The sequence below is a fragment of the Pseudomonas sp. H9 genome, from assembly GCF_004353925.1.
Classification (GTDB): Bacteria; Pseudomonadota; Gammaproteobacteria; order Pseudomonadales; family Pseudomonadaceae; genus Aquipseudomonas.
This window is the reverse complement of the sequence record NZ_SMOK01000039.1, coordinates 157,917-181,926: the sequence shown is the minus strand read 5'-3', so window position 1 is coordinate 181,926 and position 24,010 is coordinate 157,917. Positions and strand designations below refer to the sequence as shown.

Annotated in this window: 21 protein-coding genes; 13 read left to right on the top strand and 8 right to left on the bottom strand. The window is 59.7% G+C overall.

The annotated features are described in order from the left end of the window. Positions 1-3: 3 nt before the first annotated feature. The 3 genes from trmD (at position 4) to E1573_RS23725 (ending at position 1,651) form a co-directional block, all read left to right on the top strand. Positions 4-756 carry a tRNA (guanosine(37)-N1)-methyltransferase TrmD gene (trmD, locus tag E1573_RS23735; RefSeq protein WP_133216977.1) on the top strand — a complete coding sequence of 251 codons (753 nt, stop codon included), beginning with the start codon at positions 4-6 and terminating at the stop codon, positions 754-756. 42 nt (positions 757-798) lie between these two features. After that, complete coding sequence (gene rplS / locus E1573_RS23730; protein WP_133216976.1) at positions 799-1,149, top strand: 50S ribosomal protein L19; 351 nt, start codon at positions 799-801, stop codon at positions 1,147-1,149. A gap of 94 nt (positions 1,150-1,243) precedes the next feature. Then, entirely contained in the window at positions 1,244-1,651 is a 408-nt protein-coding gene (locus tag E1573_RS23725) for an acyl-CoA thioesterase (RefSeq protein WP_133216975.1), read from the top strand. 60 nt (positions 1,652-1,711) lie between these two features. Here the strand turns inward: E1573_RS23725 and E1573_RS23720 are convergent, their stop codons facing one another. Further along, entirely contained in the window at positions 1,712-3,514 is a 1,803-nt protein-coding gene (locus E1573_RS23720) for a sodium:proton antiporter (protein ID WP_133216974.1), read from the bottom strand. A 76-nt stretch (positions 3,515-3,590) separates the two neighbouring features. On the opposite strand from E1573_RS23720, the gene xerD reads away from it, so the two are divergent. From xerD to E1573_RS23695, 5 genes are all read left to right on the top strand, one after another. Further along, positions 3,591-4,487: a site-specific tyrosine recombinase XerD gene (gene xerD, locus E1573_RS23715; RefSeq protein WP_133216973.1), complete on the top strand. Its 897-nt coding sequence runs from the start codon at positions 3,591-3,593 to the stop codon at positions 4,485-4,487. Between the two features lie 150 nt (positions 4,488-4,637). After that, entirely contained in the window at positions 4,638-5,372 is a 735-nt protein-coding gene (gene dsbC / locus E1573_RS23710; protein ID WP_133216972.1) for a bifunctional protein-disulfide isomerase/oxidoreductase DsbC, read from the top strand. Between the two features lie 81 nt (positions 5,373-5,453). Continuing rightward, positions 5,454-6,758: a homoserine dehydrogenase gene (locus E1573_RS23705; protein WP_133216971.1), complete on the top strand. Its 1,305-nt coding sequence runs from the start codon at positions 5,454-5,456 to the stop codon at positions 6,756-6,758. A 104-nt stretch (positions 6,759-6,862) separates the two neighbouring features. Continuing rightward, the gene (thrC, locus tag E1573_RS23700; protein ID WP_133216970.1) at positions 6,863-8,272 is read left to right on the top strand and encodes a threonine synthase; all 1,410 of its coding nucleotides are present in this window, start codon (positions 6,863-6,865) and stop codon (positions 8,270-8,272) included. 248 nt (positions 8,273-8,520) lie between these two features. Next, complete coding sequence (locus tag E1573_RS23695) at positions 8,521-9,747, top strand: EAL domain-containing protein (RefSeq protein ID WP_133216969.1); 1,227 nt, start codon at positions 8,521-8,523, stop codon at positions 9,745-9,747. 160 nt (positions 9,748-9,907) lie between these two features. On the opposite strand, the gene E1573_RS23690 is transcribed toward E1573_RS23695, so the two are convergent. Further along, the gene (locus E1573_RS23690) at positions 9,908-10,795 is read right to left on the bottom strand and encodes a TIGR02285 family protein (protein WP_371925217.1); all 888 of its coding nucleotides are present in this window, start codon (positions 10,793-10,795) and stop codon (positions 9,908-9,910) included. Between the two features lie 47 nt (positions 10,796-10,842). After that, complete coding sequence (locus E1573_RS23685; protein WP_133216968.1) at positions 10,843-12,042, bottom strand: CaiB/BaiF CoA-transferase family protein; 1,200 nt, start codon at positions 12,040-12,042, stop codon at positions 10,843-10,845. Between the two features lie 130 nt (positions 12,043-12,172). On the opposite strand from E1573_RS23685, the gene E1573_RS23680 reads away from it, so the two are divergent. The 3 genes from E1573_RS23680 to E1573_RS23670 all read left to right on the top strand — a co-directional run bounded on the left by E1573_RS23680 (position 12,173) and on the right by E1573_RS23670 (position 15,760). Continuing rightward, on the top strand, positions 12,173-12,715 hold the full coding sequence (locus E1573_RS23680) for a YaeQ family protein (protein ID WP_133216967.1): 543 nt from the start codon (positions 12,173-12,175) through the stop codon (positions 12,713-12,715). Between the two features lie 111 nt (positions 12,716-12,826). Next, entirely contained in the window at positions 12,827-14,536 is a 1,710-nt protein-coding gene (gene recJ, locus E1573_RS23675; protein ID WP_133216966.1) for a single-stranded-DNA-specific exonuclease RecJ, read from the top strand. A gap of 117 nt (positions 14,537-14,653) precedes the next feature. Further along, on the top strand, positions 14,654-15,760 hold the full coding sequence (locus E1573_RS23670; RefSeq protein ID WP_133216965.1) for an NADH:flavin oxidoreductase/NADH oxidase: 1,107 nt from the start codon (positions 14,654-14,656) through the stop codon (positions 15,758-15,760). A gap of 114 nt (positions 15,761-15,874) precedes the next feature. Here the strand turns inward: E1573_RS23670 and E1573_RS23665 are convergent, their stop codons facing one another. The 5 genes from E1573_RS23665 to ydcS all read right to left on the bottom strand — a co-directional run bounded on the left by E1573_RS23665 (position 15,875) and on the right by ydcS (position 21,305). Then, positions 15,875-17,299 (bottom strand): gamma-aminobutyraldehyde dehydrogenase, encoded by a 1,425-nt coding sequence (locus tag E1573_RS23665; protein WP_133216964.1) that lies wholly within the window; start codon positions 17,297-17,299, stop codon positions 15,875-15,877. Between the two features lie 18 nt (positions 17,300-17,317). Then, positions 17,318-18,124: an ABC transporter permease gene (locus tag E1573_RS23660; protein ID WP_133216963.1), complete on the bottom strand. Its 807-nt coding sequence runs from the start codon at positions 18,122-18,124 to the stop codon at positions 17,318-17,320. Further along, on the bottom strand, positions 18,114-19,028 hold the full coding sequence (locus E1573_RS23655) for an ABC transporter permease (protein WP_133216962.1): 915 nt from the start codon (positions 19,026-19,028) through the stop codon (positions 18,114-18,116). The genes E1573_RS23660 and E1573_RS23655 overlap by 11 nt, the downstream gene beginning before the upstream one ends. 1 nt (position 19,029) lies before the next feature. Next, positions 19,030-20,070 (bottom strand): ABC transporter ATP-binding protein, encoded by a 1,041-nt coding sequence (locus E1573_RS23650; protein ID WP_133216961.1) that lies wholly within the window; start codon positions 20,068-20,070, stop codon positions 19,030-19,032. Between the two features lie 83 nt (positions 20,071-20,153). Continuing rightward, positions 20,154-21,305 carry a putative ABC transporter substrate-binding protein YdcS gene (ydcS, locus tag E1573_RS23645; RefSeq protein ID WP_133216960.1) on the bottom strand — a complete coding sequence of 384 codons (1,152 nt, stop codon included), beginning with the start codon at positions 21,303-21,305 and terminating at the stop codon, positions 20,154-20,156. 218 nt (positions 21,306-21,523) lie between these two features. On the opposite strand from ydcS, the gene E1573_RS23640 reads away from it, so the two are divergent. Together E1573_RS23640 and E1573_RS23635 are read left to right on the top strand one after the other, a co-directional pair. Continuing rightward, positions 21,524-22,252, top strand: coding sequence for a tellurite resistance TerB family protein (locus tag E1573_RS23640; RefSeq protein WP_133216959.1), 729 nt, complete (start codon positions 21,524-21,526; stop codon positions 22,250-22,252). 129 nt (positions 22,253-22,381) lie between these two features. Beyond that, positions 22,382-24,004, top strand: coding sequence for a methyl-accepting chemotaxis protein (locus E1573_RS23635; protein WP_133216958.1), 1,623 nt, complete (start codon positions 22,382-22,384; stop codon positions 24,002-24,004). Positions 24,005-24,010: the final 6 nt, after the last annotated feature.

Genomic DNA, 24,010 nt, shown 5'->3' with positions numbered 1-24,010 from the left:
GCAATGGCCAGCCTGCGCGTAGACGTCATCACGCTGTTCCCCGAGATGTTCTCGGCCATCAGTGAGTACGGCATTACCAGCCGAGCGGTAAAGCAGGGGTTGTTGCAACTGACCTGCTGGAACCCGCGGGACTACACCACAGATCGTCACCATACGGTGGATGATCGGCCGTTTGGCGGTGGCCCGGGCATGGTGATGAAGATCAAGCCTCTGGAAGATGCCCTGGTACATGCCAGGCAGGCAACCGGAGAGGCGGCGAAGGTAATATACCTGAGCCCGCAAGGCCGCAAGCTGGATCAGTCGGCGGTCAAAGACCTGGCGAGTCAAGAGTCGTTGATTCTGATAGCCGGTCGTTATGAAGGCATCGACGAGCGCTTTATTGAAGCTCATGTCGATGAAGAGTGGTCGATTGGGGACTACGTATTGTCAGGTGGCGAGCTGCCTGCAATGGTCCTGATTGATGCGGTTACGCGACTGCTGCCCGGAGCTTTAGGGCATGTGGACTCGGCGGAGGAAGATTCCTTCACTGATGGTCTGCTTGATTGCCCGCACTACACCCGACCGGAGGTGTATGCGGATCAGCGTGTTCCCGACGTGTTGCTTAGTGGCAACCATGCACACATCCGGCGATGGCGTTTACAGCAGTCCCTTGGGCGGACCTATGAACGACGCGCCGATCTTCTGGAAAGTCGCTCACTTTCTGGAGAAGAGAAGAAGCTGCTCGAGGAATATCTCCGAGAGCGGGACGATAGTTAACGTATCGATGGTAGATCTGACGATTTACCTTAGGAGCACAGCATGACCAACAAAATCATTCAGCAGCTCGAAGCTGAGCAGATGAGCAAAGAGATCCCTACCTTTGCCCCGGGCGACACCATCGTCGTTCAGGTGAAAGTGAAGGAAGGTGACCGTTCGCGTCTGCAAGCTTTCGAAGGCGTTGTAATCGCCAAGCGTAACCGTGGTCTGAACAGTGCTTTCACTGTTCGTAAGATCTCCAACGGTGTTGGTGTTGAGCGTACTTTCCAGACCTACAGCCCGCAAATCGACAGCCTGGCCGTGAAACGTCGTGGTGACGTGCGTAAAGCCAAGCTGTACTACCTGCGCGACCTGTCCGGTAAAGCCGCTCGCATCAAGGAAAAACTGTCCTGATGACAGTTTGACCGGCGGCTACGGTCGCCATGCGAAAAAAGCAGCCTTCGGGCTGCTTTTTTGTTGTCTGTAATTTGTCCCAGATGTGAAGTGTATGAGCCTCAGAGAGCAGGAAATCGAACGCCGTACTGAACTGTCGGTGACCCGCGTCACCAAAGCGGTGTTCCCGTCTACCACTAACCACCACAACACCTTGTTTGGTGGCACTGCCCTGGCTTGGATGGACGAAGTATCGTTCATCGCTGCGACGCGTTTTTGCCGTTTGCCGTTAGTCACCGTGTCTACCGACCGGATCGACTTCAAGCACCCGATTGCCGCCGGATCGATTGTCGAGCTGGTTGGGCGAGTGGTGACCGTTGGCAATACCAGCCTCAAAGTCGAGGTTGAGGTATTTGTTGAAAGCATGAGCTGTGACAGCCGTGAGAAGGCGATTCATGGTCTGTTCAGCTTTGTGGCGATTGATGAAGACAAGCGTCCGGTGCCGGTGTTGCCTGGGTTCTGAATTCTTGATCGCGGGGCAAGCCCGCTCCCACCGGCCTGTAGCAGCGGGCTTGCTCCGCGATTAGCTGTGTTCCGGCTGAATCAAAGCGACCACCGTCCACCCGGCGCCGGGCTTGAGCACGCTGTCAGGCCCGAACACATGCACCCAACCGCTAGCGTCACAGGCGAACAGCAAGGTGGCTCGTTCGCCATGCAGGGCCTGATAGTCCGCCCAGCCAAAGTTATCGGTCAGGTGAGTGCTGTACAGTTCGGCGCCTTGGTGCAATTGGTTGGCCAATTGCGAGTACGTCAGCGCCTGGCTTCCCAGCACATGGCCGCGGTGTTCATCACTGGCGCGGTGTTTGTCACTGCGTCGGGATTCCAGGCCGCTGGCCAGCACGAACAAGCGCGCATGCCCGAAGTCATGGCGAAAGCGTGCGCAGGCCAGGGTGTTCAGTTCCCCTGAAGGGGAAAGCCCGAGTAAGTGCCCCAGGCCAACCAGGTCCAGATGGGCATCGGCATGTTGCGAGGCCGGGTTGCCAAAGTAGGTGGGCAGCCCCTCCATGCGCGCCGCGCGAATATTCTCCCAGCTGGAATCGGTCAGCAGCACGCGGCAGTCGAGTTGTTGCAATGCCTTGGCGATGGCTCTGGCCGGCGGATTGGCGCCGACGATCAGAAAGCCGCTGGGGGCGGGTTCGGCCACCTTCAGCAGGCGGGCCAGTGGCCGCGCCGTTGCGCTTTGCAGTACCACTGTGCCAATGATCACCGCAAAGGTCAGTGGCACCAGCAACAGGGCACCTTGGTGGCCAGCCTCACTCAAGCGAATGGCGAAGATGGCCGAGACTGCGGCTGCAACGATCCCGCGCGGAGCAATCCAACTGAGCAAGGCGCGTTCACGCCAGTTCAGTTGCGAGCCCCAGGTCGACAGGGCGACGTTCAGTGGCCGTGCAATCAATTGGATCACCAGCAGCAGCGCCAGTACGGCTGGGCCGAGGCCGATGAGGGCGTCCAGGTCCAGGCGTGCAGCGAGGAGGATGAACAGCCCGGAAATCAGCAACACGCTCAAGTTTTCCTTGAAGTGCAGAATTTGCCGGACATCCACGCCCTTCATGTTGGCCAGCCACATACCCATGATGGTCACCGCCAGCAGGCCGGACTCATGCATGACCTGGTTGGAGGCAATGAAAATCCCCAATACCGCCGCCAGCGATGCCAGGTTGTGCAGGTATTCGGGCAGCCACTGCTCACGCATGATCTGCCCGAGGATCCAGCCCCCGGCTGCACCAAAGGCACTACCGCACAGAATCACACCGGCAAAGGTCATCAGGCTTTGGCTCAGCCCTTCGTCTGCAGCGCTGGCAATGATGAAGCTGTACACCACCACGGCGAGCAGGGCACCGATGGGGTCGATGACGATGCCTTCCCAGCGCAGGATATTGGCAATGGTCGATTTCGGACGTACCACGCGTAGCATCGGCACAATTACGGTTGGGCCGGTCACCAGGGTCAGGGTCCCGAACAGGGTCGCCAGCATCCAGTCAAAGCCGAGCAGCCAGTGGGTGGCCAGGGTGATGATGATCCAGGTCGACAAGGCACCGAGGGTCACCATGCGCTGTACCACCGAGCCGATCTCGCTCCATTGCGACAGGTGCAGGGTCAGGCTGCCTTCGAACAGAATCAGTGCCACTGCCAGCGAAACCAGCGGCATCAGCAGCGGGCCGAACAGGGCTTGCGGGTCGAGCCAGCCGAGGATCGGCCCGGCTAAAATGCCGCTGAGCAACAGAAAGAGAATGGCCGGCAGTTTCAGGCGCCAGGCCAGCCATTGGCAGGCGAGGGCGGCAGCACCGATGCCGCCGAAGGTCAGCAATATGTGTTCTTCGTTCATGCGCATTCCCTATGCCAACCGTGTTGTGGAAGACTAGCGCTAAATTTTCGTTTTTGTCTTACACCGTCGAGTTGTCATGCCCGCACTAGAGCATCCCCTGATTGACCAATTCCTTGATGCCCTGTGGCTGGAAAAAGGCCTGGCCGACAATACCCGTGAGTCCTACCGCAGCGATCTGGCGTTGTTTAATGGCTGGCTGCAGGAGCACGGTGTGGTATTGCCCGATGCCGGTCGCGAGCTGATTCTTGATCATCTGGCCTGGCGCCTGGATCAGGGCTACAAGCCGCGTTCGACCGCACGTTTTCTTTCGGGCGTACGTGGGTTTTATCGCTACTTGCTGCGCGAGAAGTTGATTGCGGTTGATCCAACCCTGCAAGTCGACATGCCGCAGCTGGGCCGGCCGTTGCCTAAATCGCTGTCGGAAGCAGACGTCGAAGCACTGCTGCAAGCGCCGGACCTGAGCGAGCCGATCGGCCAGCGCGACCGCGCCATGCTCGAAGTGCTGTACGCCTGCGGCCTGCGCGTCACTGAGCTGGTCAGCCTGACCCTGGACCAGGTCAACCTGCGTCAGGGGGTGTTGCGCGTCATGGGCAAGGGCAGCAAGGAGCGTCTGGTGCCGATGGGCGAGGAAGCGGTGGTGTGGCTGGAGCGTTACCTGCGCGACGGGCGCAACGAATTGCTCAACGGGCGTCCGAGTGATGTGCTGTTCCCCAGCCAACGCGGCGAGCAGATGACCCGGCAGACCTTCTGGCACCGAATCAAGCATCAGGCCCAGGTGGCGGGGATCAACAAAAGCCTGTCGCCCCACACCCTGCGCCATGCCTTTGCTACTCACTTGCTCAACCACGGAGCCGACCTGCGCGTGGTGCAGATGCTGCTGGGCCACAGTGACCTGTCCACCACCCAGATCTACACCCACGTCGCCCGTGCCCGCTTGCAAGAGCTGCACGCCCGTCATCATCCGCGTGGTTGATCGCCAGCGTTTGTGCTTGTGTCGTCTGGGGTCGGTCTGTGCCGATATGTTGTGGTAGGCTTGGACGGTTTGCATCAAGGGCCGTTTGCACGCCGTTGTTTCAGCCTGCGCGCTGCACGAACGCCCCTTTGCCCGCCTTCAGGAGTTTCCATGCGCGTGACCCAGATTATCGCCACCGCCGCCTTGGCGCTGGTCAGTACTTTTGCCTCTGCCGCCGACACCGCCGAACAGGCGATCCGCAAGACCCTGCAAACGCTGGAACTGGGTGTTCCGGTCGAAAGCGTTTCCGCCAGCCCGTTGAACGGCCTGTACGAAGTCAAGCTTGAAGGTAGCCGTGTGCTGTATGCCAGCGCCGATGGTAAGTTCGTAATGCAGGGCTACCTGTTTCAGATCCAGGACGGTAAACCGGTCAACCTGACCGAAAAAACCGAGCGTCAGGCCATCGCCAAGAGCATCAATGCTATTCCAGCGGCAGAGATGGTGGTTTATCCTGCCAAGGGCGAAACCAAATCGCACATCACTGTGTTTACCGACACGACCTGCCCGTACTGCCACAAGCTGCACGCCGAAGTCCCTGAGTTAAACCGCCGCGGTATTGAAGTGCGTTACGTTGCCTTCCCGCGCCAGGGTCTCGGTTCCCCGGGCGATGAACAACTGCAAGCCGTTTGGTGCTCCAGCGACCGTAAGGGCGCGTTGGACAAAATGATCGACGGCAAAGAAATCAAGGCTGCCAAATGCGCCAACCCGGTTGCCAAGCAATTCCAGCTGGGCCAGTCGATTGGTGTCAATGGAACCCCGGCCATCGTTCTTGAAGACGGCCAGGTGATTCCGGGCTATCAACCGGCGCCGCAGGTTGCCAAGCTGGCGTTGGCCGGCAGCAAATAATTCAACAAGCGAGCCGTCACCATGGGGAGACGGCTGTTTTCACGAACGGCTGCGTGCCGTTCGTTCAATGGGGAGTTCACAGTGAAACCGGTCAAAGTAGGCATCTGTGGGTTGGGGACCGTCGGTGGCGGAACCTTCAATGTACTTCAGCGTAACGCCGAGGAGATCGCCCGCCGTGCCGGGCGTGGTATTGAAGTGGCACAGATTGCCATGCGTTCGCCAAACCCGAATTGCCAGATTACCGGTACCCCCATTACCGCTGACGTATTCGAAGTTGCCACGAACCCGGAAATCGACATTGTCATTGAGCTGATTGGCGGTTACACCATCGCTCGAGACCTGGTGCTCAAGGCCATCGACAACGGCAAGCACGTGGTCACCGCCAACAAGGCGCTGATCGCCGTACATGGCAACGAAATCTTCGCCAAAGCGCGTGAGAAGGGCGTCATCGTTGCGTTCGAAGCGGCCGTGGCTGGTGGCATTCCGGTGATCAAGGCGATCCGTGAGGGTCTGTCGGCCAACCGCATTAACTGGGTTGCCGGGATCATCAACGGCACAGGCAACTTCATCCTCACCGAAATGCGCGAGAAAGGTCGTGCCTTCCCAGAAGTACTGGCTGAAGCCCAGGCCCTGGGTTATGCCGAAGCCGACCCGACCTTCGACGTCGAAGGTATCGATGCCGCGCACAAGCTGACTATCCTGGCCTCGATTGCCTTTGGTATCCCGCTGCAGTTCGATAAAGCCTACACCGAAGGCATCACCCAGCTGACCACCGCTGATGTGAACTACGCCGAAGCGCTGGGCTATCGGATCAAGCACCTGGGCGTTGCCCGCAGCACTGCCAGCGGCATCGAGTTGCGCGTACACCCAACCCTGATCCCGTCCGATCGCCTGATCGCCAACGTCAACGGCGTGATGAACGCAGTGATGGTCAACGGTGATGCGGCTGGTTCGACCTTGTTCTACGGTGCTGGCGCCGGCATGGAACCTACCGCCTCTTCGGTGGTGGCTGACCTGGTCGACGTGGTCCGTGCAATGACTTCCGATCCGGAAAACCGTGTGCCGCACCTGGCCTTCCAGCCTGATTCGTTGTCGGCGCATCCGATTCTGCCGATCGAAGCCTGCGAATCGGCGTACTACCTGCGTATCCAGGCCAAGGATCACCCAGGTGTTCTGGCTCAGGTGGCAAGCATCCTGTCGGAGCGTGGCATCAATATCGAATCGATCATGCAGAAGGAAGTTGAGGAACAAGACGGCCTGGTGCCGATGATCCTGCTGACCCACAGCGTGGTCGAACAACGCATGAACGACGCCATCACCGCCCTGGAAGCATTGCAGGATGTGGTCGGCAACGTGGTACGTATCCGCGTCGAACAACTGAATTGACATTAGCTGCAAGCGGGAAGCTGCAAGCTGCAAGGTAACGCCCGATGATGGGAACTTGCGGCTTGAAGCTTGAAGCTTGAGGCTCAAACCAAAGGTTTGTACATATGCGCTACATCAGCACCCGCGGCCAGGCTCCGGCCCTGAATTTTGAAGACGTCCTGCTTGCAGGTCTTGCCAGTGATGGCGGCCTGTATGTACCGGAAAACCTGCCACGCTTCACTCAAGAAGAGATCGCTTCCTGGGCTGGCCTGCCATACCACGAGCTGGCGTTCCGGGTGATGCGCCCGTTCGTCACCGGCAGCATTGCCGATGCCGATTTCAAGAAAATCCTCGAAGAAACCTACGGTGAGTTCGCTCACGCTGCCGTAGCGCCGCTGCGTCAGCTGAACAGCAATGAATGGGTGCTGGAGCTGTTCCACGGTCCGACCCTGGCGTTCAAGGACTTCGCCCTGCAACTGCTGGGTCGTCTGCTGGATCACGTGCTGGCCAAGCGTGGCGAGCGCGTAGTGATCATCGGCGCAACCAGTGGTGACACCGGTTCGGCGGCCATCGAAGGCTGCCGTCGATGCGACAACGTCGACATCTTCATCCTGCACCCGCACCAGCGTGTGTCGGAAGTTCAGCGTCGGCAGATGACCACCATCTTCGGTAACAACATCCACAACATCGCCATCGAAGGCAACTTCGATGACTGCCAGGAAATGGTCAAGGCCAGCTTCGCTGACCAGAGCTTCCTCAAAGGCACTCGCCTGGTGGCAGTGAACTCGATCAACTGGGCGCGGATCATGGCCCAGATCGTTTACTACTTCCACGCAGCCCTGCAGTTGGGTGGCCCGGCGCGTTCAATCGCGTTCTCGGTACCAACCGGCAACTTCGGCGACATCTTCGCCGGCTACCTGGCACGCAACATGGGCCTGCCGATCAGCCAGCTGATCGTCGCCACCAACCGCAACGACATCCTGCACCGCTTCATGAGCGGCAACCAGTACGTCAAGGAAACCCTGCACGCGACCCTGTCGCCGTCGATGGACATCATGGTGTCGTCCAACTTCGAGCGCCTGCTGTTCGACCTGCACGGTCGCAACGGTGCTGCCATTGCCGACCTGATGGACAGCTTCAAACAGGGCGGCGGGTTTAGCGTCGATCAAGATCGCTGGACCGAAGCGCGCAAGCTGTTTGATTCGCTGGCAGTCGATGACGCGCAAACCTGCGAGACCATCGCTGAAGTCTTTGCCCAAACCGGCGAAGTGCTTGATCCGCACACCGCCATCGGGGTTAAAGCGGCCCGTGAGTGCCGCCGCAGCCTGGATACACCGATGGTCGTGCTGGGTACCGCGCACCCGGTCAAGTTCCCGGAAGCGGTGGAGAAGGCTGGCGTTGGTAAAGCACTGGAGCTGCCAGCGCACCTGAGTGATCTGTTCTCCCGTGAAGAGAAATGCACAGTGTTGGCCAACGACCTCAAGGCGGTTCAAGCTTTTGTCAGCCAGCATGGCAACCGCGGTAAACCGCTCTGATTGAGCCATCGTCACACAAGAAAGCCCGTCACTTGAACTGACGGGCTTTTTTTTGCCTCTGTAGGAGCGGGCTTGCCCCGCGATTGCGACCTGTCAGCCAACGCGAATCGCGGGGCAAGCCCGCTCGTACGGCAGTTTTTTAAGCCCCGCCCAGCAACTTTGGGAATTTTCCGATAGGTGGCAATGCCCCACTTGTCTAGAGTGACGCCTGTGCCATCGCACAAGACTGCAATTGCGGGGTAAAGCACATGCGCTCACTCAAGGTTCTGATTCTGGAGGACCATCCGTTTCAACTCATGGCCTTGCATCAAATGCTCAACGCCAATGGCGTGTTTGATGTGTTGGCTGCAGACACCGTCGAAGTGGCTTGCCAGGCGCTCGATCGACGCGGGCATGTCGATATCGCCATTTGCGACCTGCAGATCGAAGGCGCCGACGGCCTGGAGTTGATCCGGCACATGGCCGAAAACCATTTGGCACGTGCCTTGATCATTTTGAGTGGTGCTGAAGCGTGTGTGATTGAAAGCGTGGCGGCATTGGCTGAGCACCTGGGCCTTAAGGTGCTGGGGGCGATGCAGAAGCCGGCCAATTCTCTGCTTGTGAATCAGTTGCTGCGCCGCTACCTGGAGCTGGACCAGGACCCTGGTGAGCCCAAGGCTGCCGAGCCACGACCAGCCCCCGAGTTGCTGAACCTGAGCGCAACAGAGCTGGCGCAGAGTAAAGAACAGTGGATGGTGTACTACCAGCCTAAAGTCTGCCTCGACGGCCAACTGAGGGGCGCTGAAGCGCTGGTGCGGTGGCAGCATCCCCAGCTGGGGACGTTGTCGCCCGCACTGTTTTTTCCGCTGCTGGAGCGCGCCAATCTGATCGCCACCTTGACGTGGCATGTGCTGGACCAGGCACTGGCGTTTAGCGCGCAGTGTCAGGACCAGATTGGAAGTGCACTGCCGGTTGCGGTGAACATTACTCCGCAATTGCTGTTGCACGATGACTTTTACCAGCAGGTCAAAGCCGCGTTGCACCGTCATGCCGTTCCTCCCAGCGCCCTGACCCTGGAAATTATCGAAACCGCAGGCAGTGCCTTGAACGATCAGCAACTTGAAGGGTTGTTGCACCTGCGTATTCTCGGGTGCCAGTTATCCATCGACGACTTCGGTATGGGCGAATCCAATGTACAGCGTCTGCTGGAGTTGCCGTTCAGCGAATTGAAACTGCCCAGCGAATTCGTTCGTGGCATGAGCCAGGATGCCCGTAAGGCTGCAGTGGTGGCAGGGGCGTTGATCATGGCACGGCGCATGAGCCTGAATGTGGTGGTCGAAGGGGTGGAAAGCGCTGACGATCTGCAAGCGATCGCGGCGCTCGGGCAACCGGTCATTCAAGGCTACTTCATCGCCCGGCCAATGCCTGGGGCCGAGCTGCTGAATTGGATTGCCTCGCGTGAGCAAGCTGGGATCCAGCACTTGGCCAATGCTTGAGTGCTTTCAAGGAACCTTTACCACCGCAAGTAATCAGAGCATGCAATGACAGTTGATCGGCATTTTGCTCCTATGCCCATCAACGGTCACTGGAAGTCCCATCAGACTTCGATTTAGCCTCGGGCGGTCTCCCCAACGTCCGGGGTTTCTTTTTGCCTGTTCAATGCGAATCGGGGAAAAATTGTCGGCTTTCTTGCAGGTAACGTTCGCGTAGTTCCGGGTCCAGCCATTGTGCGTACAGGTTGGGCAAGGTTTCGCGGCGCAGTGATTTAAGCAGCTGATCGATGTGGCTGATGGCTTCGCGCCCCAGTGGCGTATCGGCGCAACCCACATGGATGAATTGATAGCGGGCTACGCCTTGTATGGGATAAAACCGGTAATCGCTGGTTTGCCATCCTTGCTGCTGGATCAGGTAACGAGCTTCCGGCCAGTAGCCGAGCAACAGCTGCAAGCGCTGGCGTTTCTGCATCTCCAGCAAGTTGCTTACCGCATCATTGCCATAGTGGCGGCTGAGCGTCTGATCAGGCAGGGTCTTGAGCAGTGCGTCCACCGGCGGGCTATAACTGCGTTCGGCAACCACTCCCAGTTTGAGTGGCGTGCCGGCCAGCAGTGCACGCAGGTCCACTTCCTGGTTGCGCACATAAGGGGTGAGCAGTGCCTGATCCTGCTGGCGAATCAGCAGACCGCTGCTCAGCACCCCCAGGCTAGGCTGGGAGAAATGCACATACCGTGCACGTTCAGGTGTCCAGAGCAAGGTAGGGTCGCACGCCAGTCGCTGCTCTTGGAGCATTTGATTACCGCGGGCGCGATTGACTCGGATGATGCTGTGATCGTATTCGGGCATCTGTTCGATGAGCATGGGCAACAACTGGTCGACCACCCCCTGGCCTTTGCTCGAACCTTCGAAAACCGTCAAGGGCGGCAGGTCGCGCAGCAGCCAGAGCATGCGCTCCTTGGCCCAGGCCGCGCCAGGCAAGCTTGCCCCCAGCAGGGTGCAGCTCAGCAGCGACAACAGCATGCGACCGCGCAAGCGCCTGCGTTTGCTCATGTACGAGTCTCCACCCTTGGGCCGGTAACAGGATTAACTGTGATGCTTCAAACGGCGCCCTGCTCACGCAGGCGGGCGATGGCCGAGGCGTCATAACCTAGTTCAGCGAGCAACTGGTCGGTGTGCGCACCCAGTTGCGGGCCGACCCATTCGCTCGATCCTGGAGTTTCCGACAACTTGGGTACGATCCCCGGCATCTTGAACGGCTTGCCGTCGGGTAACTTGGCCTGCAGGAACATCTCGCGGGCCAGGAACTGTGGATCGCTGAACATGTCTTCGGCGCTGAAAATTCGGCTGGCCGGTACCTGGGCGTCATTGAGTACTTGCATCAATGAGTCCAGCGGCACGCTGCGGGCCCAGCGGTCGATGACCGCGTAGAGTTCGTCGCGGCGCAGGTCACGACCATCGTTGCTGGCCAGCGTAGGGTCATCAGCCAGGTCCTGACGGTCGATGGCCTGCATGAAACGCTTGAAGATCGCATCGCCGTTGGCACCGATCTGTACATGCTTGCCATCGGCGCTGGTATGAATCGACGATGGCGTGATACCCGGCATGATGTTGCCGGTGCGTTCGCGAATGAAGCCGAACACATCGAACTCCGGCACCATGCTTTCCATCATCGCGAAGATGGCCTCGTACAAAGCCACGTCGACCACCTGGCCTTCACCGCCATTGACCTCACGGTGACGCAGGGCCATCAAAGCGCCGATCACCCCCCACAGCGCGGCAATGGAGTCGCCGATGGAAATGCCGGTACGCACCGGCGGGCGGTCTTCGAAGCCAGTAATGTAGCGCAGCCCCCCCATAGACTCGCCGACTGCGCCAAAACCAGGCTGGTCTTTCATCGGCCCGGTCTGGCCGAACCCCGACAGGCGCACCATGACCAATTTGGGGTTAAGGGCGTGCAAGGTCTCCCAACCCAGGCCGAGTTTTTCCAACACGCCGGGGCGGAAGTTCTCGATGAGGATGTCCGCCTCGCTCAACAGCTTTTTCAGGATCTCAATGCCTTCGGCATGCTTGAGGTTGAGGGTCAGCGATTGTTTGTTGCGGGCCTGGACGAACCACCACAGCGAGGTGCCTTCATACAGCTTGCGCCATTTACGCAGCGGGTCGCCGCCATCGGGTGATTCGACCTTGATCACCTGGGCACCGAACTCGGCGCAAATGCGCGAGGCAAACGGGCCGGCGATCAAGGTGCCGAGTTCGATGACTTTGAGGCCGGCGAGGGGTTTGCTGGGCGTAGGCATAAGGCGTCCGTGGCAGCTGGTCAGAGCTCCCGTTTTTATCACAGCTGCGCGAGTCCAGAAACTGCTGCGGCGCAAGGAACCCGCGGATCGGTTAGACTGGGCGACTTTCCTTGCCGCAAGAAGCCCGTCCATGGCCCAGCCTTCCACCACCTACAAATTTGAACTGAACCTTACCGATCTCGACCGCGGCGTGTATGAAAGCGTCAAGCAGACCATCGCCCGTCACCCGTCGGAAACCGAGGAGCGCATGGCCGTGCGTCTGCTGGCATATGCCCTGTGGTACAACGAACAACTGAGTTTTGGGCGTGGCCTGTCGGATGTGGATGAAGCGGCGCTGTGGGAAAAAAGCCTGGATGACCGCATCTTGCACTGGATTGAAGTCGGCCAACCGGATGCCGAACGCCTGACCTGGTGTTCGCGCCGCACCGAGCGCACCAGCCTGCTGGCCTATGGCAGCCTGCGCGTATGGGAAAGCAAGGTGATTCCTGCGGTGAAAAACCTCAAGAACCTGAACATCGCCGCGGTACCGCAAGAGGTATTGGAAACCCTCGCCACTGATATGCCACGTGCGATCAAGTGGGACGTGATGATCAGCGAAGGCACGGTGTTCGTGACCGATGACCGTGGTCAGCACGAAGTCCAACTGCAGTGGTTGCTCGGCGAGCGCGGCTGATCCGCCTATCGCGGGGCTGGCTTTATGGCCAATTGCTGCCCCAGAGTTGCCCCTCTGTGGGAGCGGGCTTGCCCCGCGATAAATACTCCACTTACCTCTGAAGATCCCGTCATGCGCATCGAACCACGCCCTCTGCCAGCCATCATGCCCGCGCTCGGCGATCTGCCGCCGCTGCTGACCCGCCTGTACGCCGCCCGTGGTGTGCAAAGTGCTGCAGAGCTGGATAAAAGCCTGGCGCGGTTGCTGCCTTTTCAGGAACTCAAAGGCATCGACGCGGCGGTTGACCTGCTGGTCGACGCCCTGGCCGAGCGCCAGCGTATTCTGATCGTTGGCGACTTCGATGCCGATGGCGCCACCGCCAGTACCGTGGGGATGCTGGGTTTGCGCCTGTTGGGCGCGGCGCATGTCGATTACTTGGTGCCCAACCGCTTCGAATACGGCTACGGCCTGACACCTGAAATTGTTCAGGTTGCGCTTGAGCGCCAACCCCAGTTGTTGATCACCGTCGATAACGGCATTTCCAGCGTCGAGGGTGTGGCGGCGGCCAAGGCTGCCGGGCTCAAGGTGCTGGTGACTGATCACCACTTACCGGGGCATGAGTTGCCGTTGGCTGATGCCATCGTCAACCCCAACCAGCCGGGGTGCGCCTTCCCAAGCAAGGCGCTGGCGGGCGTTGGGGTGATTTTCTATGTGTTGATGGCCTTGCGTGCGCGTTTACGCAGCCTCGGGCACTACGACAACAGACCACAACCCAACATCGGCGAATTGCTCGACCTGGTGGCCTTGGGCAGCGTGGCGGATGTGGTGCCATTGGACGCCAACAACCGCATTCTGGTGCATCAGGGCCTTGAGCGGATCAGGGCAGGGCGGGCGCGGCCCGGGCTCAAGGCAATCCTTGAAGTAGCCCGCCGCGACCATTCGCGGATCACTTCCACCGACCTGGGCTTTATTCTCGGGCCGCGGCTCAATGCCGCCGGGCGCCTGGACGACATGAGCCTGGGCATTGAGTGTCTGCTCAGTGACGACCCGAATCTGGCGCGGGAAATGGCCGGGCAACTGGATGAGTTGAACCAGGACCGTAAATCCATCGAGCAGGGCATGCAGCGCGAGGCGCTGGCCCAGCTCAAGGACCTGCCCGTGGAGTCGATGCCGTTCGGCCTGTGCCTGTTCGAGCCAGACTGGCATCAGGGAGTGATCGGCATTCTTGCTTCGCGCCTGAAGGAACGCTATCACCGGCCGACCATTGCTTTTGCCGATGCCGGCGAAGGCATGCTCAAGGGCTCGGCCCGATCGGTGCCAGGCTTTCATATCCGTGATGCCCTGGATGCCGTAGCGGCACGTCACCCGCAGCTGATCAGCAAGTTCGGTGGCCATGCCATGGCCGCTGGCCTGTCGCTGCCTGCCGACAACTTCCCGGCCTTTGCCCAGGCCTTCGATGAAGAAGTACGCAGGCAATTGCGTGAAGACGACCTGACCGGGCGGCTGTTGTCTGATGGCACGCTGGCGGTTGAAGAGTTTCACCTGGAGCTGGCGCGTGCCCTGCGCCATGCCGGCCCCTGGGGGCAGCACTTCCCCGAGCCTTTGTTTCATGGGGTGTTCCAGTTGGTCGAGCAACGAGTGGTGGGCGAGCGGCACCTGAAAGTGGTACTTAAAAGCGAGTGTGGCTCGGTCAAACTCGATGGCATTGCCTTCGGTGTTGATCGGGAAGTGTGGCCCAACCCGACCGTGCGTTGGGTCGAGCTGGCGTACAAGCTCGACGTTAACGAGTTCCGTGGTCAGGAAAGCGTACAACTGATGATCGCGCATATGGAGCCGCGCTGAACCCCGGGGGCAAAGTGGTCTAGGCTCAGAATGATTGGTCGATGAACCTGCGGGGAAGATTCTGTGGTCGGCCGGTCAACCATCTGGAGCCTTACCACTTGATTTGAGAGGTGCCCCATGAGCCTGCTGCTTGCGCCTTACACCCTGCGCCACCTGACCCTGCCCAATCGAATTGCCGTTTCACCCATGTGCCAATATTCCAGTGTCGACGGCTTGGCCAACGACTGGCACCTGGTTCACCTGGGCAGCCGCGCGGTAGGCGGTGCCGGGCTGATTTTCACTGAAGCGACGGCGGTCGTCGCCGAGGGGCGGATCACCGCCCAGGATCTGGGTTTGTGGAACGACGCACAGATCGCGCCGTTGCAACGTATCACCCGCTTCATTACTGCCCAGGGCGCTGTCCCTGGTATTCAACTGGCCCATGCCGGACGCAAGGCCAGCACCCATCGGCCCTGGTTGGGCAAGCCTGGCAGCGTCAAGCCCGACGAGGGCGGCTGGGTGCCGGTAGGGCCTTCAAAAATCGCCTTTGACCCGCAGCACACAGCGCCTGTGGAAATGACCAAGGCCCAGATCGATGAGGTCATCCAGGCCTTTGTCGCTGCTGCGCAGCGTGCGTTGAAAGCGGGCTTCAAAGTGGTTGAAGTGCATGCGGCGCATGGCTATTTGCTGCATCAGTTCCTGTCGCCGTTGAGTAACCAGCGCCGGGATGAGTACGGCAGCAGCTTCGAAAACCGCATTCGCTTGACCTTGCAGGTCACTGAGGCAGTGCGGGAAGTCTGGCCCGAGGAGTTGCCAGTGTTTGTGCGGCTGTCGGCGACAGATTGGGTCGAAGATGGCTGGAACCCAGAGGAGACCGTAGCGCTGGCCAAGCGCTTGAGAACACTGGGTGTGGATCTGATCGATGTGTCTTCTGGTGGTACCTCGGTGAACGCCGAGATTCCGACCGGGCCGGGTTACCAGACGCAGTTCGCCGCCAAAGTACGCGAAGAAGCGGGCATAGCGACCGGAACGGTTGGCATGATCACTGACCCGATGCAGGCCGAAACCATCTTGCGCACGGCGCAGGCCGATATCATCTTCCTGGCGCGTGAATTACTGCGTGACCCTTACTGGCCGTTGCATGCCGATGATGACCTGGGCGGCAACAAGGCGACCTGGCCGGCGCAATATCAGCGTGCGACCAGCCGGGCCAACCCCATTCACGAGTCCGACTTGCGCGATTAACTTTAGAAGCAGGCTTGCTGTGGGAGCGGGCTTGCCCCGCGATTGCGATCCGTCAGGCATATCGCATCGCGGGGCAAACCCGCTCCTACCACCCATCAGGCCGCGTCTGCGTCGTTAATGTTTGAACATCACATGCCGGACGCAGGTGTAGTCCTCCAGCCCGTACATCGACATATCCTTGCCATAGCCAGACAGCTTCTGACCGCCGTGGGGCATTTCGCTGACCAGCATAAAATGCGTGTTCACCCAGGTACAGCCGTACTGCAGGCGTGCAGAAAGCCGGTGAGCGCGCCCGACATCACGGGTCCAGAGTGAAGAGGCAAGGCCATAATCGGAATCATTGGCCCAGCTCAGCGCTTGCTCTTCATCGTCAAAACGGGTGACCGAAACCACCGGGCCGAACACTTCACGGCGGACGATTTCGTCGTCCTGTTGGGCGTCAGCCAGTACGGTTGGCTCGAAGAAGAAACCGTCACCAGGTACCGCCTTGCCGCCGGTGATCAAGCGGATATGCGGCTGGGCAATCGCGCGCTCGACCATGGCAGCCACGCGGTCACGGTGCTGGGCGGTGATCAGCGGCCCGAGTTCGGTGTTCGGATCGTTCTGCAGCCCGTGCCGGATACTGGCCACGGCTTTGCCGAGTTTTTCCACGAACTGATCGTAGATGCCGCTCTGGGCATAAATGCGGCATGCGGCGGTGCAGTCTTGCCCGGCATTGTAGAAGCCGAAGGTGCGGATCCCTTCGACTGCGGCATCAATGTCGGCGTCGTCGAAGATAATCACTGGTGCCTTGCCACCGAGCTCCATGTGCATGCGTTTTACACTGTCGGCGGTGCTGGCAATGATGTTGGCGCCAGTGGGAATCGAGCCGGTCAACGACACCATGCGTACTTTCGGGTGTGTGACCAACGGGGTGCCGACACTCGGGCCACGACCGAAGAGAATGTTGAGTACGCCAGCAGGAAAGATGTCCGCGGCCAGCTGCGCCAGGCGTAACGCGGTCAGCGGTGTTTGTTCTGACGGTTTGAGCACCACGGTGTTGCCGGCCGCCAGGGCCGGGGCGATTTTCCAGGCAACCATCATCAGCGGGTAGTTCCACGGTGCAATCGAGGCGACCACGCCCAAGGGGTCGCGGCGAATCATTGAGGTGTGCCCGTGCAAGTACTCGCCCGCGGCCGAGGACCCCAAGCAGCGGGTGGCTCCAGCGAAAAAGCGGAACACATCGGCAATCGCCGGGATTTCGTCGTTAAGCGCAGCGGCAAAGGGTTTGCCGCAGTTGTCTGACTCCAACCGGGCCAATTCCTCGCCGTGGGCTTCGATGCTGTCTGCCAGTTTCAGCAGCAACAGTGAGCGGTCTTTGGGGGTGGTCTGCGACCAGCTGTCGAAAGCCTGGTCAGCGGCGCGCACTGCAGCATCGACCTGCGACTCACTGGCTTCCTTGACTTCCACCAGCACATTGCCCAGCGCCGGGTTCAGTACCGCCAACGCGTCGCCTTCGCCTGCAACCAGTTGGCCATTAATCAGCAGTCGGGTTTGCATCATTAATTCCTCCTAATGTTATTTGCCGCTGCCGGCAACGCTCTCGCCGCCGCGGGTCAGGTAATAAGCGCCGAGAATCGGCAGCATGGTCACCAGCATCACCAACATGGCGACCACATTGGTCACCGGCACATCCCGCGGCCGGCTGAGTTGGTTGAGCAACCAGATCGGCAGGGTGCGTTCGTGGCCGGCGGTAAAGGTGGTGACGATAATTTCATCGAACGACAAGGCAAAGGCCAGCATGCCGCCAGCCAGCAGTGCCGAACCGAGGTTGGGCAGAATGATGTAGCGAAAGGTTTGCCAGCCATCAGCGCCGAGGTCCATCGACGCTTCGATCAGGCTGTGAGATGTGCGGCGCAGTCGGGCGATGACGTTGTTGTAGACGATCACCACGCAGAACGTCGCGTGGCCCACCACAATGGTGAAAATGCCCGGTTCGATGCCCAGGGTTTTGAACGCTGACAGCAGGGCGATACCGGTGATGATCCCTGGTAGGGCAATCGGCAGGATCAGCATCAGCGAAATGCTTTCTTTGCCAAAAAAACTGCGCCGATACAGCGCTGCCGACGCCAGAGTGCCCAGCACCAGGGCGATCAAGGTTGCAAGGCAGGCTACTTGCAGCGACAGCTTGATGGCTTCCAGTACATCAGGCCGGGAGAAGGCCACGCTGAACCACTTCAGGGTAAATCCCTGGGGTGGGAAGCTGAACGCCGCGTCCTGGGTGTTGAAGGCATACAGAAAGATGATCAGGATCGGGAAGTGCAGGAACACCAATCCGCCCCAGGCCGCCAGGCGCAGGCCCCAGGATGCTTGCTCAGAGTGCATCGAAAGCCCCCAGGCGTTTGACGATGGACAGGTAAATGGCGATCAGCACGATCGGCACCAGGGTAAAGGCGGCGGCCATCGGCATGTTGCCGATGGCGCCTTGCTGGGCGTAGACCATGCTGCCAATGAAGTAGCCGGGTGGGCCAACCAGTTGCGGCACGATGAAATCGCCCAGGGTCAGCGAGAAGGTGAAGATCGAACCCGCAGCAATGCCCGGCACCGACAGCGGCAAAATGACCTGTATGAAGGTTTGCCGGGGCGTGGCGCCGAGGTCTGCCGAGGCCTGCAGCAATGAGGGCGGCAGGCGCTCCAGCGAAGCCTGGATCGGCAGGATCATAAATGGCAGCCAGATGTAGACAAACACCATGAAACGCCCCAGATGCGAGGTCGAAAGGGTGCTGCCGCCGACGCCCGGAATCCCCAGAATGAACTGCAGCACAGGCTCCAGATGGAATTGCTGGACAAACCACTGCGCCACGCCGCCTTTGGCCAGTAGCAAGGTCCAGGCATAAGCTTTGACGATGTAGCTGGCCCACATCGGCATCATTACCGCGATGTAGAAGAAGGCCTTGGTGTTGCCGGTGGTGTAGCGGGCCATGTAGTAGGCAATCGGGAAGGCCAGCATGGCGCTGGCGATTGACACGGCGATGGCCATGCTCAGGGTGCGCAGAATGATGTCGAAGTTCGCTGGGTTGAACAGGGCGGCGAAGTTGGCCAGGGTCAGCGTCGGAGTGACCGCCATGGTGAAGTCGTCAAAGGTGTAGAAACCCTGCCACAGCAGGCTCAGCAACGAGCCCAGGTAAATCGCCCCGAACCAGATCAACGGTGGAATCAACAGTAGCGCCAGGTACAGATTGGGCCGGCGGTACAGTACGTTGGAGAAGTGTCGCAGTGCGAGGCTCATGTTACAGCCCCTCAGCCATGACGGTTTCCTGTAGCGGTGTCATGGCTTCGCGTGCCCAGCGTGCCTGCAAACGTTGCCCGGTTTGCCAGGGCGTAGCCTGGGCCTGCCACTGATTATTGGCCTGGCTGACGCTGAGCAGTTGGCCGTTATCCAGTTTCAGTTCGTAGCGGGTTGCGCTGCCCTGGTACTGGATGTCGTGCAGCAGGCCGCTGACCTGTACGTCGCCGCTGGCCGCATCGTGCTCGCCAAGCAGGATGTGTTCCGGGCGGATCGAGAAAGGTTGCTGGCTGCCGTTCAGCTGGGCCGCCAGTTCACCGCGCAGGACGTTGGAGGTGCCGACGAATTCGGCGACAAAGGTGGTTGCCGGTTTCATGTACAGATTGCGCGGCGTATCGACCTGCTCGATGCGACCGCGGTTGAACACGGCGACGCGGTCAGACATCGACAGTGCTTCGGTCTGATCATGGGTAACGAAGATGAAGGTGATGCCCAATTGGCGTTGCAACTTCTTCAGTTCGCTTTGCATTTGTTCTCGCAGCTTCAGGTCGAGTGCGCCCAATGGCTCGTCGAGCAGCAACACCCGCGGGCGGTTGACCAAAGCGCGGGCCAGGGCCACGCGTTGGCGTTGGCCACCCGACAACTGCACCGGTTTGCGCTGCCCATAGCCTTCCAGGGCCACCATCGCCAAGGCTTCCTCGGCGCGGGCCAGGCGCTCCTGTTTGCCTACTCCCTTGACCTTCAGGCCATAGGCAACGTTGTCGCGCACGTTCATGTGCGGAAACAGGGCGTAATCCTGGAACACCGTATTTACGTCACGTTGGTACGGCGGCAGCCCGGCAGCTTCCGCGCCGTGGATGCGAATGGAGCCAGCGCTGGGTTGTTCAAACCCGGCAATCAAGCGCAGGCAGGTGGTCTTGCCTGAGCCGGATGGGCCGAGCATGGAGAAAAATTCGCCGTCACGGATGTCGATCGACACCCGGTCAACGGCCTTGACCTCACCAAAGCTGCGAGACACTTCGGTGAACTGGACGGCAAGGGTCATGGTGCAATGCTCCCGATGGTGAAATGCATCGCGGGGCAAGCCCGCTCCTACAGTGGGAGCGGGCTTGCCCCGCGAAAGGGCCCTTAACGTCCCCCCATGATCGCAATGTAATCCTGGGTCCAACGGCTATAGGGCACGAACTTGCCACCCTCGGCCTGCGGGGTTTTCCAGAAGGCAATCTTGTCGAAGTTGTCGAAACCATTGGTCTTGCAGCCCTCGGCACCGAGCAACTCGCTGCCGGTGCATGCCGCCGGGACCGCAGGCAGTGAGCCGAACCAGGCCGCTACATCACCCTGGACCTTGGGTTGCAACGACCAGTCCATCCATTTGTAGGCGCAGTTAGGGTGCTTGGCCTCGGCATGCAGCATGGTGGTGTCAGCCCAGCCCGTAGCACCTTCTTTTGGAATGACCGATGACACCGGCTGTTTGTCGGCTTTGAGGGTATTGACCATATAGCCCCAGGAGCTGGAGGCGACCACGCCTTCGTTTTTCACATCGCTCATCTGCACCGTGGCGTCATGCCAGTAACGGTGGATCAGTGGCTGTTGCTGGCGCAGCAGTTCAAGCACGGCTTTGTATTGGGTCTCATTGAGCTCGTAGGGGTTCTGAATACCCAGCTCAGGTTTGGCCGATTTCAGGTACAGCGCGGCGTCGGCGATGTAGATTGGCCCGTCATAAGCTTGAACCCGGCCTTTGTTCGGCTTGCCGTCGGGCAGGTCTTGCGGTTCGAACACCACGCTCCAGCTGGTGGGCGGCTCTTTGAACACGTTGGTGTTGTACAGCAAGACATTGGGGCCCCATTGGTAAGGCGTGCCGTACACCTGATTGTCCACGACATACCAGGCGCCGTCTTTCAGGCGCGGGTCGAGGTTCTTCCAGTTCGGGATCAGCGCGGTGTTGATCGGTTGAATGCGTTTGCCAACGATCAGGCGCAGCGAGGCGTCGCCCGAAGCGGTGACCAGGTCGTAACCGCCTTTGGTCATCAGGCTGACCATCTCGTCGGAGGTGGCTGCCGTTTTGACGCTGACTTTGCAGCCGGTTTCCTTCTCGAAGCCGCTGACCCAATCGTATGCCTTGTCGCTTTCCCCGCGTTCGATGTAGCCAGGCCAGGCAACGATGTCCAGTTGGCCTTCTCCCTCTCCTACAGCCTTCAACGGCTCAGCGGCCTGCAGGCTGGCGCTGGCCAGCAAGACGGTACTCAGGGTGCTGAGCAAGGCGGTTTTGTTCACGAGCATGGTGTTCCCTCTTGTTCAAATTATCATCGGGGGCAGTCATGAAAGCGGTGGCATATCGCTTTAAGCGTAGTGCTGATCTTCGGATCTATTCCAGTTGCTGACCTAGCCATGTCGTTTTTCGTACGTATCGAGCAACATCTGGAAGCAAATGCATTCAGCTTAGCTTCAGCTTGCGGCAGTACTCTTGCGGTTTATTTCCCTGTCCTAGGAGGTGCCCGATGAACACCCGTGGCTTGCTTGATCAACTGCTCAAATCCGGTCAGGAGCTGCTGCAAAACCAGTCTGCTAAAACGTCTTCCGGCAAGTCGGGTGGCAGCGGCGGGCTGGGTGACCTGCTGGGTGGCAAAAGTGGCGGTGGGCTGGGCAGTCTGCTGTCGGGTGCCGGGGGCGGGGCGTTGGCGGCCGGGGCGATGGGGCTGCTGATGGGCAGCAAGAAGGCCCGTAAATACGGTGGCAAAGCCCTGACCTACGGTGGCCTGGCGGCACTTGGCGTGCTGGCATATAAGGCTTACGGCAATTGGCAGGCCAAGCAGGGCGCAGCAGTGCAAGGCGAACCGCAGACCCTCGATCGCCTGCCACCTGCGCAGGTCGAGCAGCATAGCCAGGCGATCCTCAAAGCGCTGGTGGCGGCTGCCAAGTCCGATGGCCATGTCGATGAGCGCGAGCGAGCGCTGATCGAAGGTGAATTCGTCAAGCTGTCCAACGACCAGGAACTGCAGCACTGGCTGCACGCTGAACTTAACAAGCCGCTGGATCCCGCCGACGTCGCGCGCGCCGCAAGAACCCCGGAAATGGCGGCTGAAATGTACATCGCCAGTGTCATGATCGTAGACGAAGAGCATTTCATGGAGCGCGCCTACCTGGATGAACTGGCGCGTCAGCTCAAGCTCGACCCAGCGTTGAAAGTCGAACTGGAAAATCAGGTAAAACAAGCCATCGGCCAATGATTGCGGGCCAGTGGCCAGAGTGCTGGCCATTTGGCCTGATCGAGCCTGCAAGTCAGCCGCAAAACCCCACAGTCCCTAGGCTATACTCTGCGCATTTTTCTGCGCGCGTAGAACACTTGAGGGCTGACTGTGAAAAACTGGACCTTGCGCCAACGGATTCTGGCGAGCTTCGCCGTGATTATCGCCATCATGCTGTTGATGGTGGTGGCCGCCTATTCAAGGCTGGTGACGATCGAAGCCGGTGAGGAAGAAGTTCGTACCGACAGCATTCCCGGGGTCTACTACAGTTCGATGATTCGCAGTGCCTGGGTCGACAGTTACGTGTTGACCCAGCAACTGGTGGGTTTGAGCGACGACCGTGAACTCACCTCGGCCGACATGGAGCTTTACAAGAGCTACGAAGCGCGCTTGAAGCAGCACATGGCCAGCTATCAGAGGACTATTCGCGACCCGCAGGATCAAGCCAGTTTCGTTGAGTTCGAACGTTTCGAAGAAGGTTACATCAAGGCCATCGAAACCGTTCTCGATGCTTACCGCCAAAAGCAGTACAGCGAAGCCGATCGGCTGATCAAAGAAGTGCTGACTCCGGCCTGGACAGCTGGGCGCAATCACTTGAACAGTGTGATCGAACGTAACCGGCAAGCGGCAACCGCAGCAGCAGATTCGATTTCTGAAGCCGTGGTCACGGCTAAATTCAGCATGATCATTTCGTTGGTTCTGGCCGTCATCGCTGCCGCCATTTGCGGCCTGCTGCTGATGCGCGCCATTACTGAACCGATGCAACGTATCGTGCATGCTCTGGACAAACTCAGTGGCGGCGACCTCAGCGTGCGCATGAACCTGGAGCGCAAAGATGAATTCGGCGCGGTGGAGACCGGTTTCAACGACATGATGGGCGAACTGACCAGCCTGGTGTCTCAGGCCCAGCGCTCTTCGGTACAGGTCACCACCTCGGTGACCGAGATCGCAGCCACCTCCAAGCAGCAGCAAGCGACCGCCACGGAAACCGCCGCTACTACCACGGAAATCGGCGCTACCTCGCGGGAAATCGCAGCCACTTCGCGTGACCTGGTGCGGACCATGACCGAAGTGACCTCCGCCGCCGATCAGGCCTCGATCCTCGCCGGCTCCGGCCAGCAGGGCCTGGCACGCATGGAAGAAACCATGCATCAGGTGATGGGCGCTGCCGACCTGGTCAACAACAAGCTGGCGATCCTCAATGAGAAGGCCGGCAACATCAATCAGGTGGTGGTCACCATCGTCAAGGTGGCCGACCAGACCAACCTGCTGTCGCTCAACGCGGCCATCGAGGCAGAGAAAGCTGGTGAATACGGCCGCGGGTTCGCCGTGGTTGCCACTGAAGTCCGACGCCTTGCCGACCAGACCGCAGTGGCCACTTATGACATTGAGCAGATGGTTCGTGAAATTCAGTCGGCGGTGTCTGCTGGGGTCATGGGCATGGACAAATTCTCCGAAGAAGTGCGCCGGGGCATGTTCGAGGTGCAGCAGGTCGGTGAGCAACTGAGCCAGATCATCCATCAGGTTCAAGCTCTGGCGCCGCGGGTGTTGATGGTCAACGAGGGCATGCAGGCCCAGGCCACCGGTGCCGAGCAAATCAACCACGCCCTGGCGCAGTTGGGTGATGCCAGCAGCCAAACGGTGGAATCGCTGCGCCAGGCCAGCTTTGCCATCGACGAATTGAGCCAGGTCGCCAGCGGCCTGCGTGGCGGCGTGTCGCGGTTCAAAGTCTGATCCACC

What these genes read in the sequence shown, in the direction of transcription:
- xerD (WP_133216973.1), top strand. Translation starts at nt 3,591, where the DNA reads ATGCCCGCACTAGAGCATCCCCTGATTGACCAATTCCTTGATGCCCTG.
- E1573_RS23665 (WP_133216964.1), bottom strand. Translation starts at nt 17,299, where the DNA reads ATGCAAACCCGACTGCTGATTAATGGCCAACTGGTTGCAGGCGAAGGC.
- E1573_RS23685 (WP_133216968.1), bottom strand. Translation starts at nt 12,042, where the DNA reads ATGCCTACGCCCAGCAAACCCCTCGCCGGCCTCAAAGTCATCGAACTC.
- rplS (WP_133216976.1), top strand. Translation starts at nt 799, where the DNA reads ATGACCAACAAAATCATTCAGCAGCTCGAAGCTGAGCAGATGAGCAAA.
- E1573_RS23720 (WP_133216974.1), bottom strand. Translation starts at nt 3,514, where the DNA reads ATGAACGAAGAACACATATTGCTGACCTTCGGCGGCATCGGTGCTGCC.
- trmD (WP_133216977.1), top strand. Translation starts at nt 4, where the DNA reads ATGGCCAGCCTGCGCGTAGACGTCATCACGCTGTTCCCCGAGATGTTC.
- dsbC (WP_133216972.1), top strand. Translation starts at nt 4,638, where the DNA reads ATGCGCGTGACCCAGATTATCGCCACCGCCGCCTTGGCGCTGGTCAGT.
- E1573_RS23650 (WP_133216961.1), bottom strand. Translation starts at nt 20,070, where the DNA reads ATGACCCTTGCCGTCCAGTTCACCGAAGTGTCTCGCAGCTTTGGTGAG.
- E1573_RS23655 (WP_133216962.1), bottom strand. Translation starts at nt 19,028, where the DNA reads ATGAGCCTCGCACTGCGACACTTCTCCAACGTACTGTACCGCCGGCCC.
- E1573_RS23680 (WP_133216967.1), top strand. Translation starts at nt 12,173, where the DNA reads ATGGCCCAGCCTTCCACCACCTACAAATTTGAACTGAACCTTACCGAT.
- E1573_RS23670 (WP_133216965.1), top strand. Translation starts at nt 14,654, where the DNA reads ATGAGCCTGCTGCTTGCGCCTTACACCCTGCGCCACCTGACCCTGCCC.
- E1573_RS23725 (WP_133216975.1), top strand. Translation starts at nt 1,244, where the DNA reads ATGAGCCTCAGAGAGCAGGAAATCGAACGCCGTACTGAACTGTCGGTG.
- recJ (WP_133216966.1), top strand. Translation starts at nt 12,827, where the DNA reads ATGCGCATCGAACCACGCCCTCTGCCAGCCATCATGCCCGCGCTCGGC.
- E1573_RS23690 (WP_371925217.1), bottom strand. Translation starts at nt 10,795, where the DNA reads ATGAGCAAACGCAGGCGCTTGCGCGGTCGCATGCTGTTGTCGCTGCTG.
- thrC (WP_133216970.1), top strand. Translation starts at nt 6,863, where the DNA reads ATGCGCTACATCAGCACCCGCGGCCAGGCTCCGGCCCTGAATTTTGAA.
- E1573_RS23660 (WP_133216963.1), bottom strand. Translation starts at nt 18,124, where the DNA reads ATGCACTCTGAGCAAGCATCCTGGGGCCTGCGCCTGGCGGCCTGGGGC.
- ydcS (WP_133216960.1), bottom strand. Translation starts at nt 21,305, where the DNA reads ATGCTCGTGAACAAAACCGCCTTGCTCAGCACCCTGAGTACCGTCTTG.
- E1573_RS23695 (WP_133216969.1), top strand. Translation starts at nt 8,521, where the DNA reads ATGCGCTCACTCAAGGTTCTGATTCTGGAGGACCATCCGTTTCAACTC.
- E1573_RS23640 (WP_133216959.1), top strand. Translation starts at nt 21,524, where the DNA reads ATGAACACCCGTGGCTTGCTTGATCAACTGCTCAAATCCGGTCAGGAG.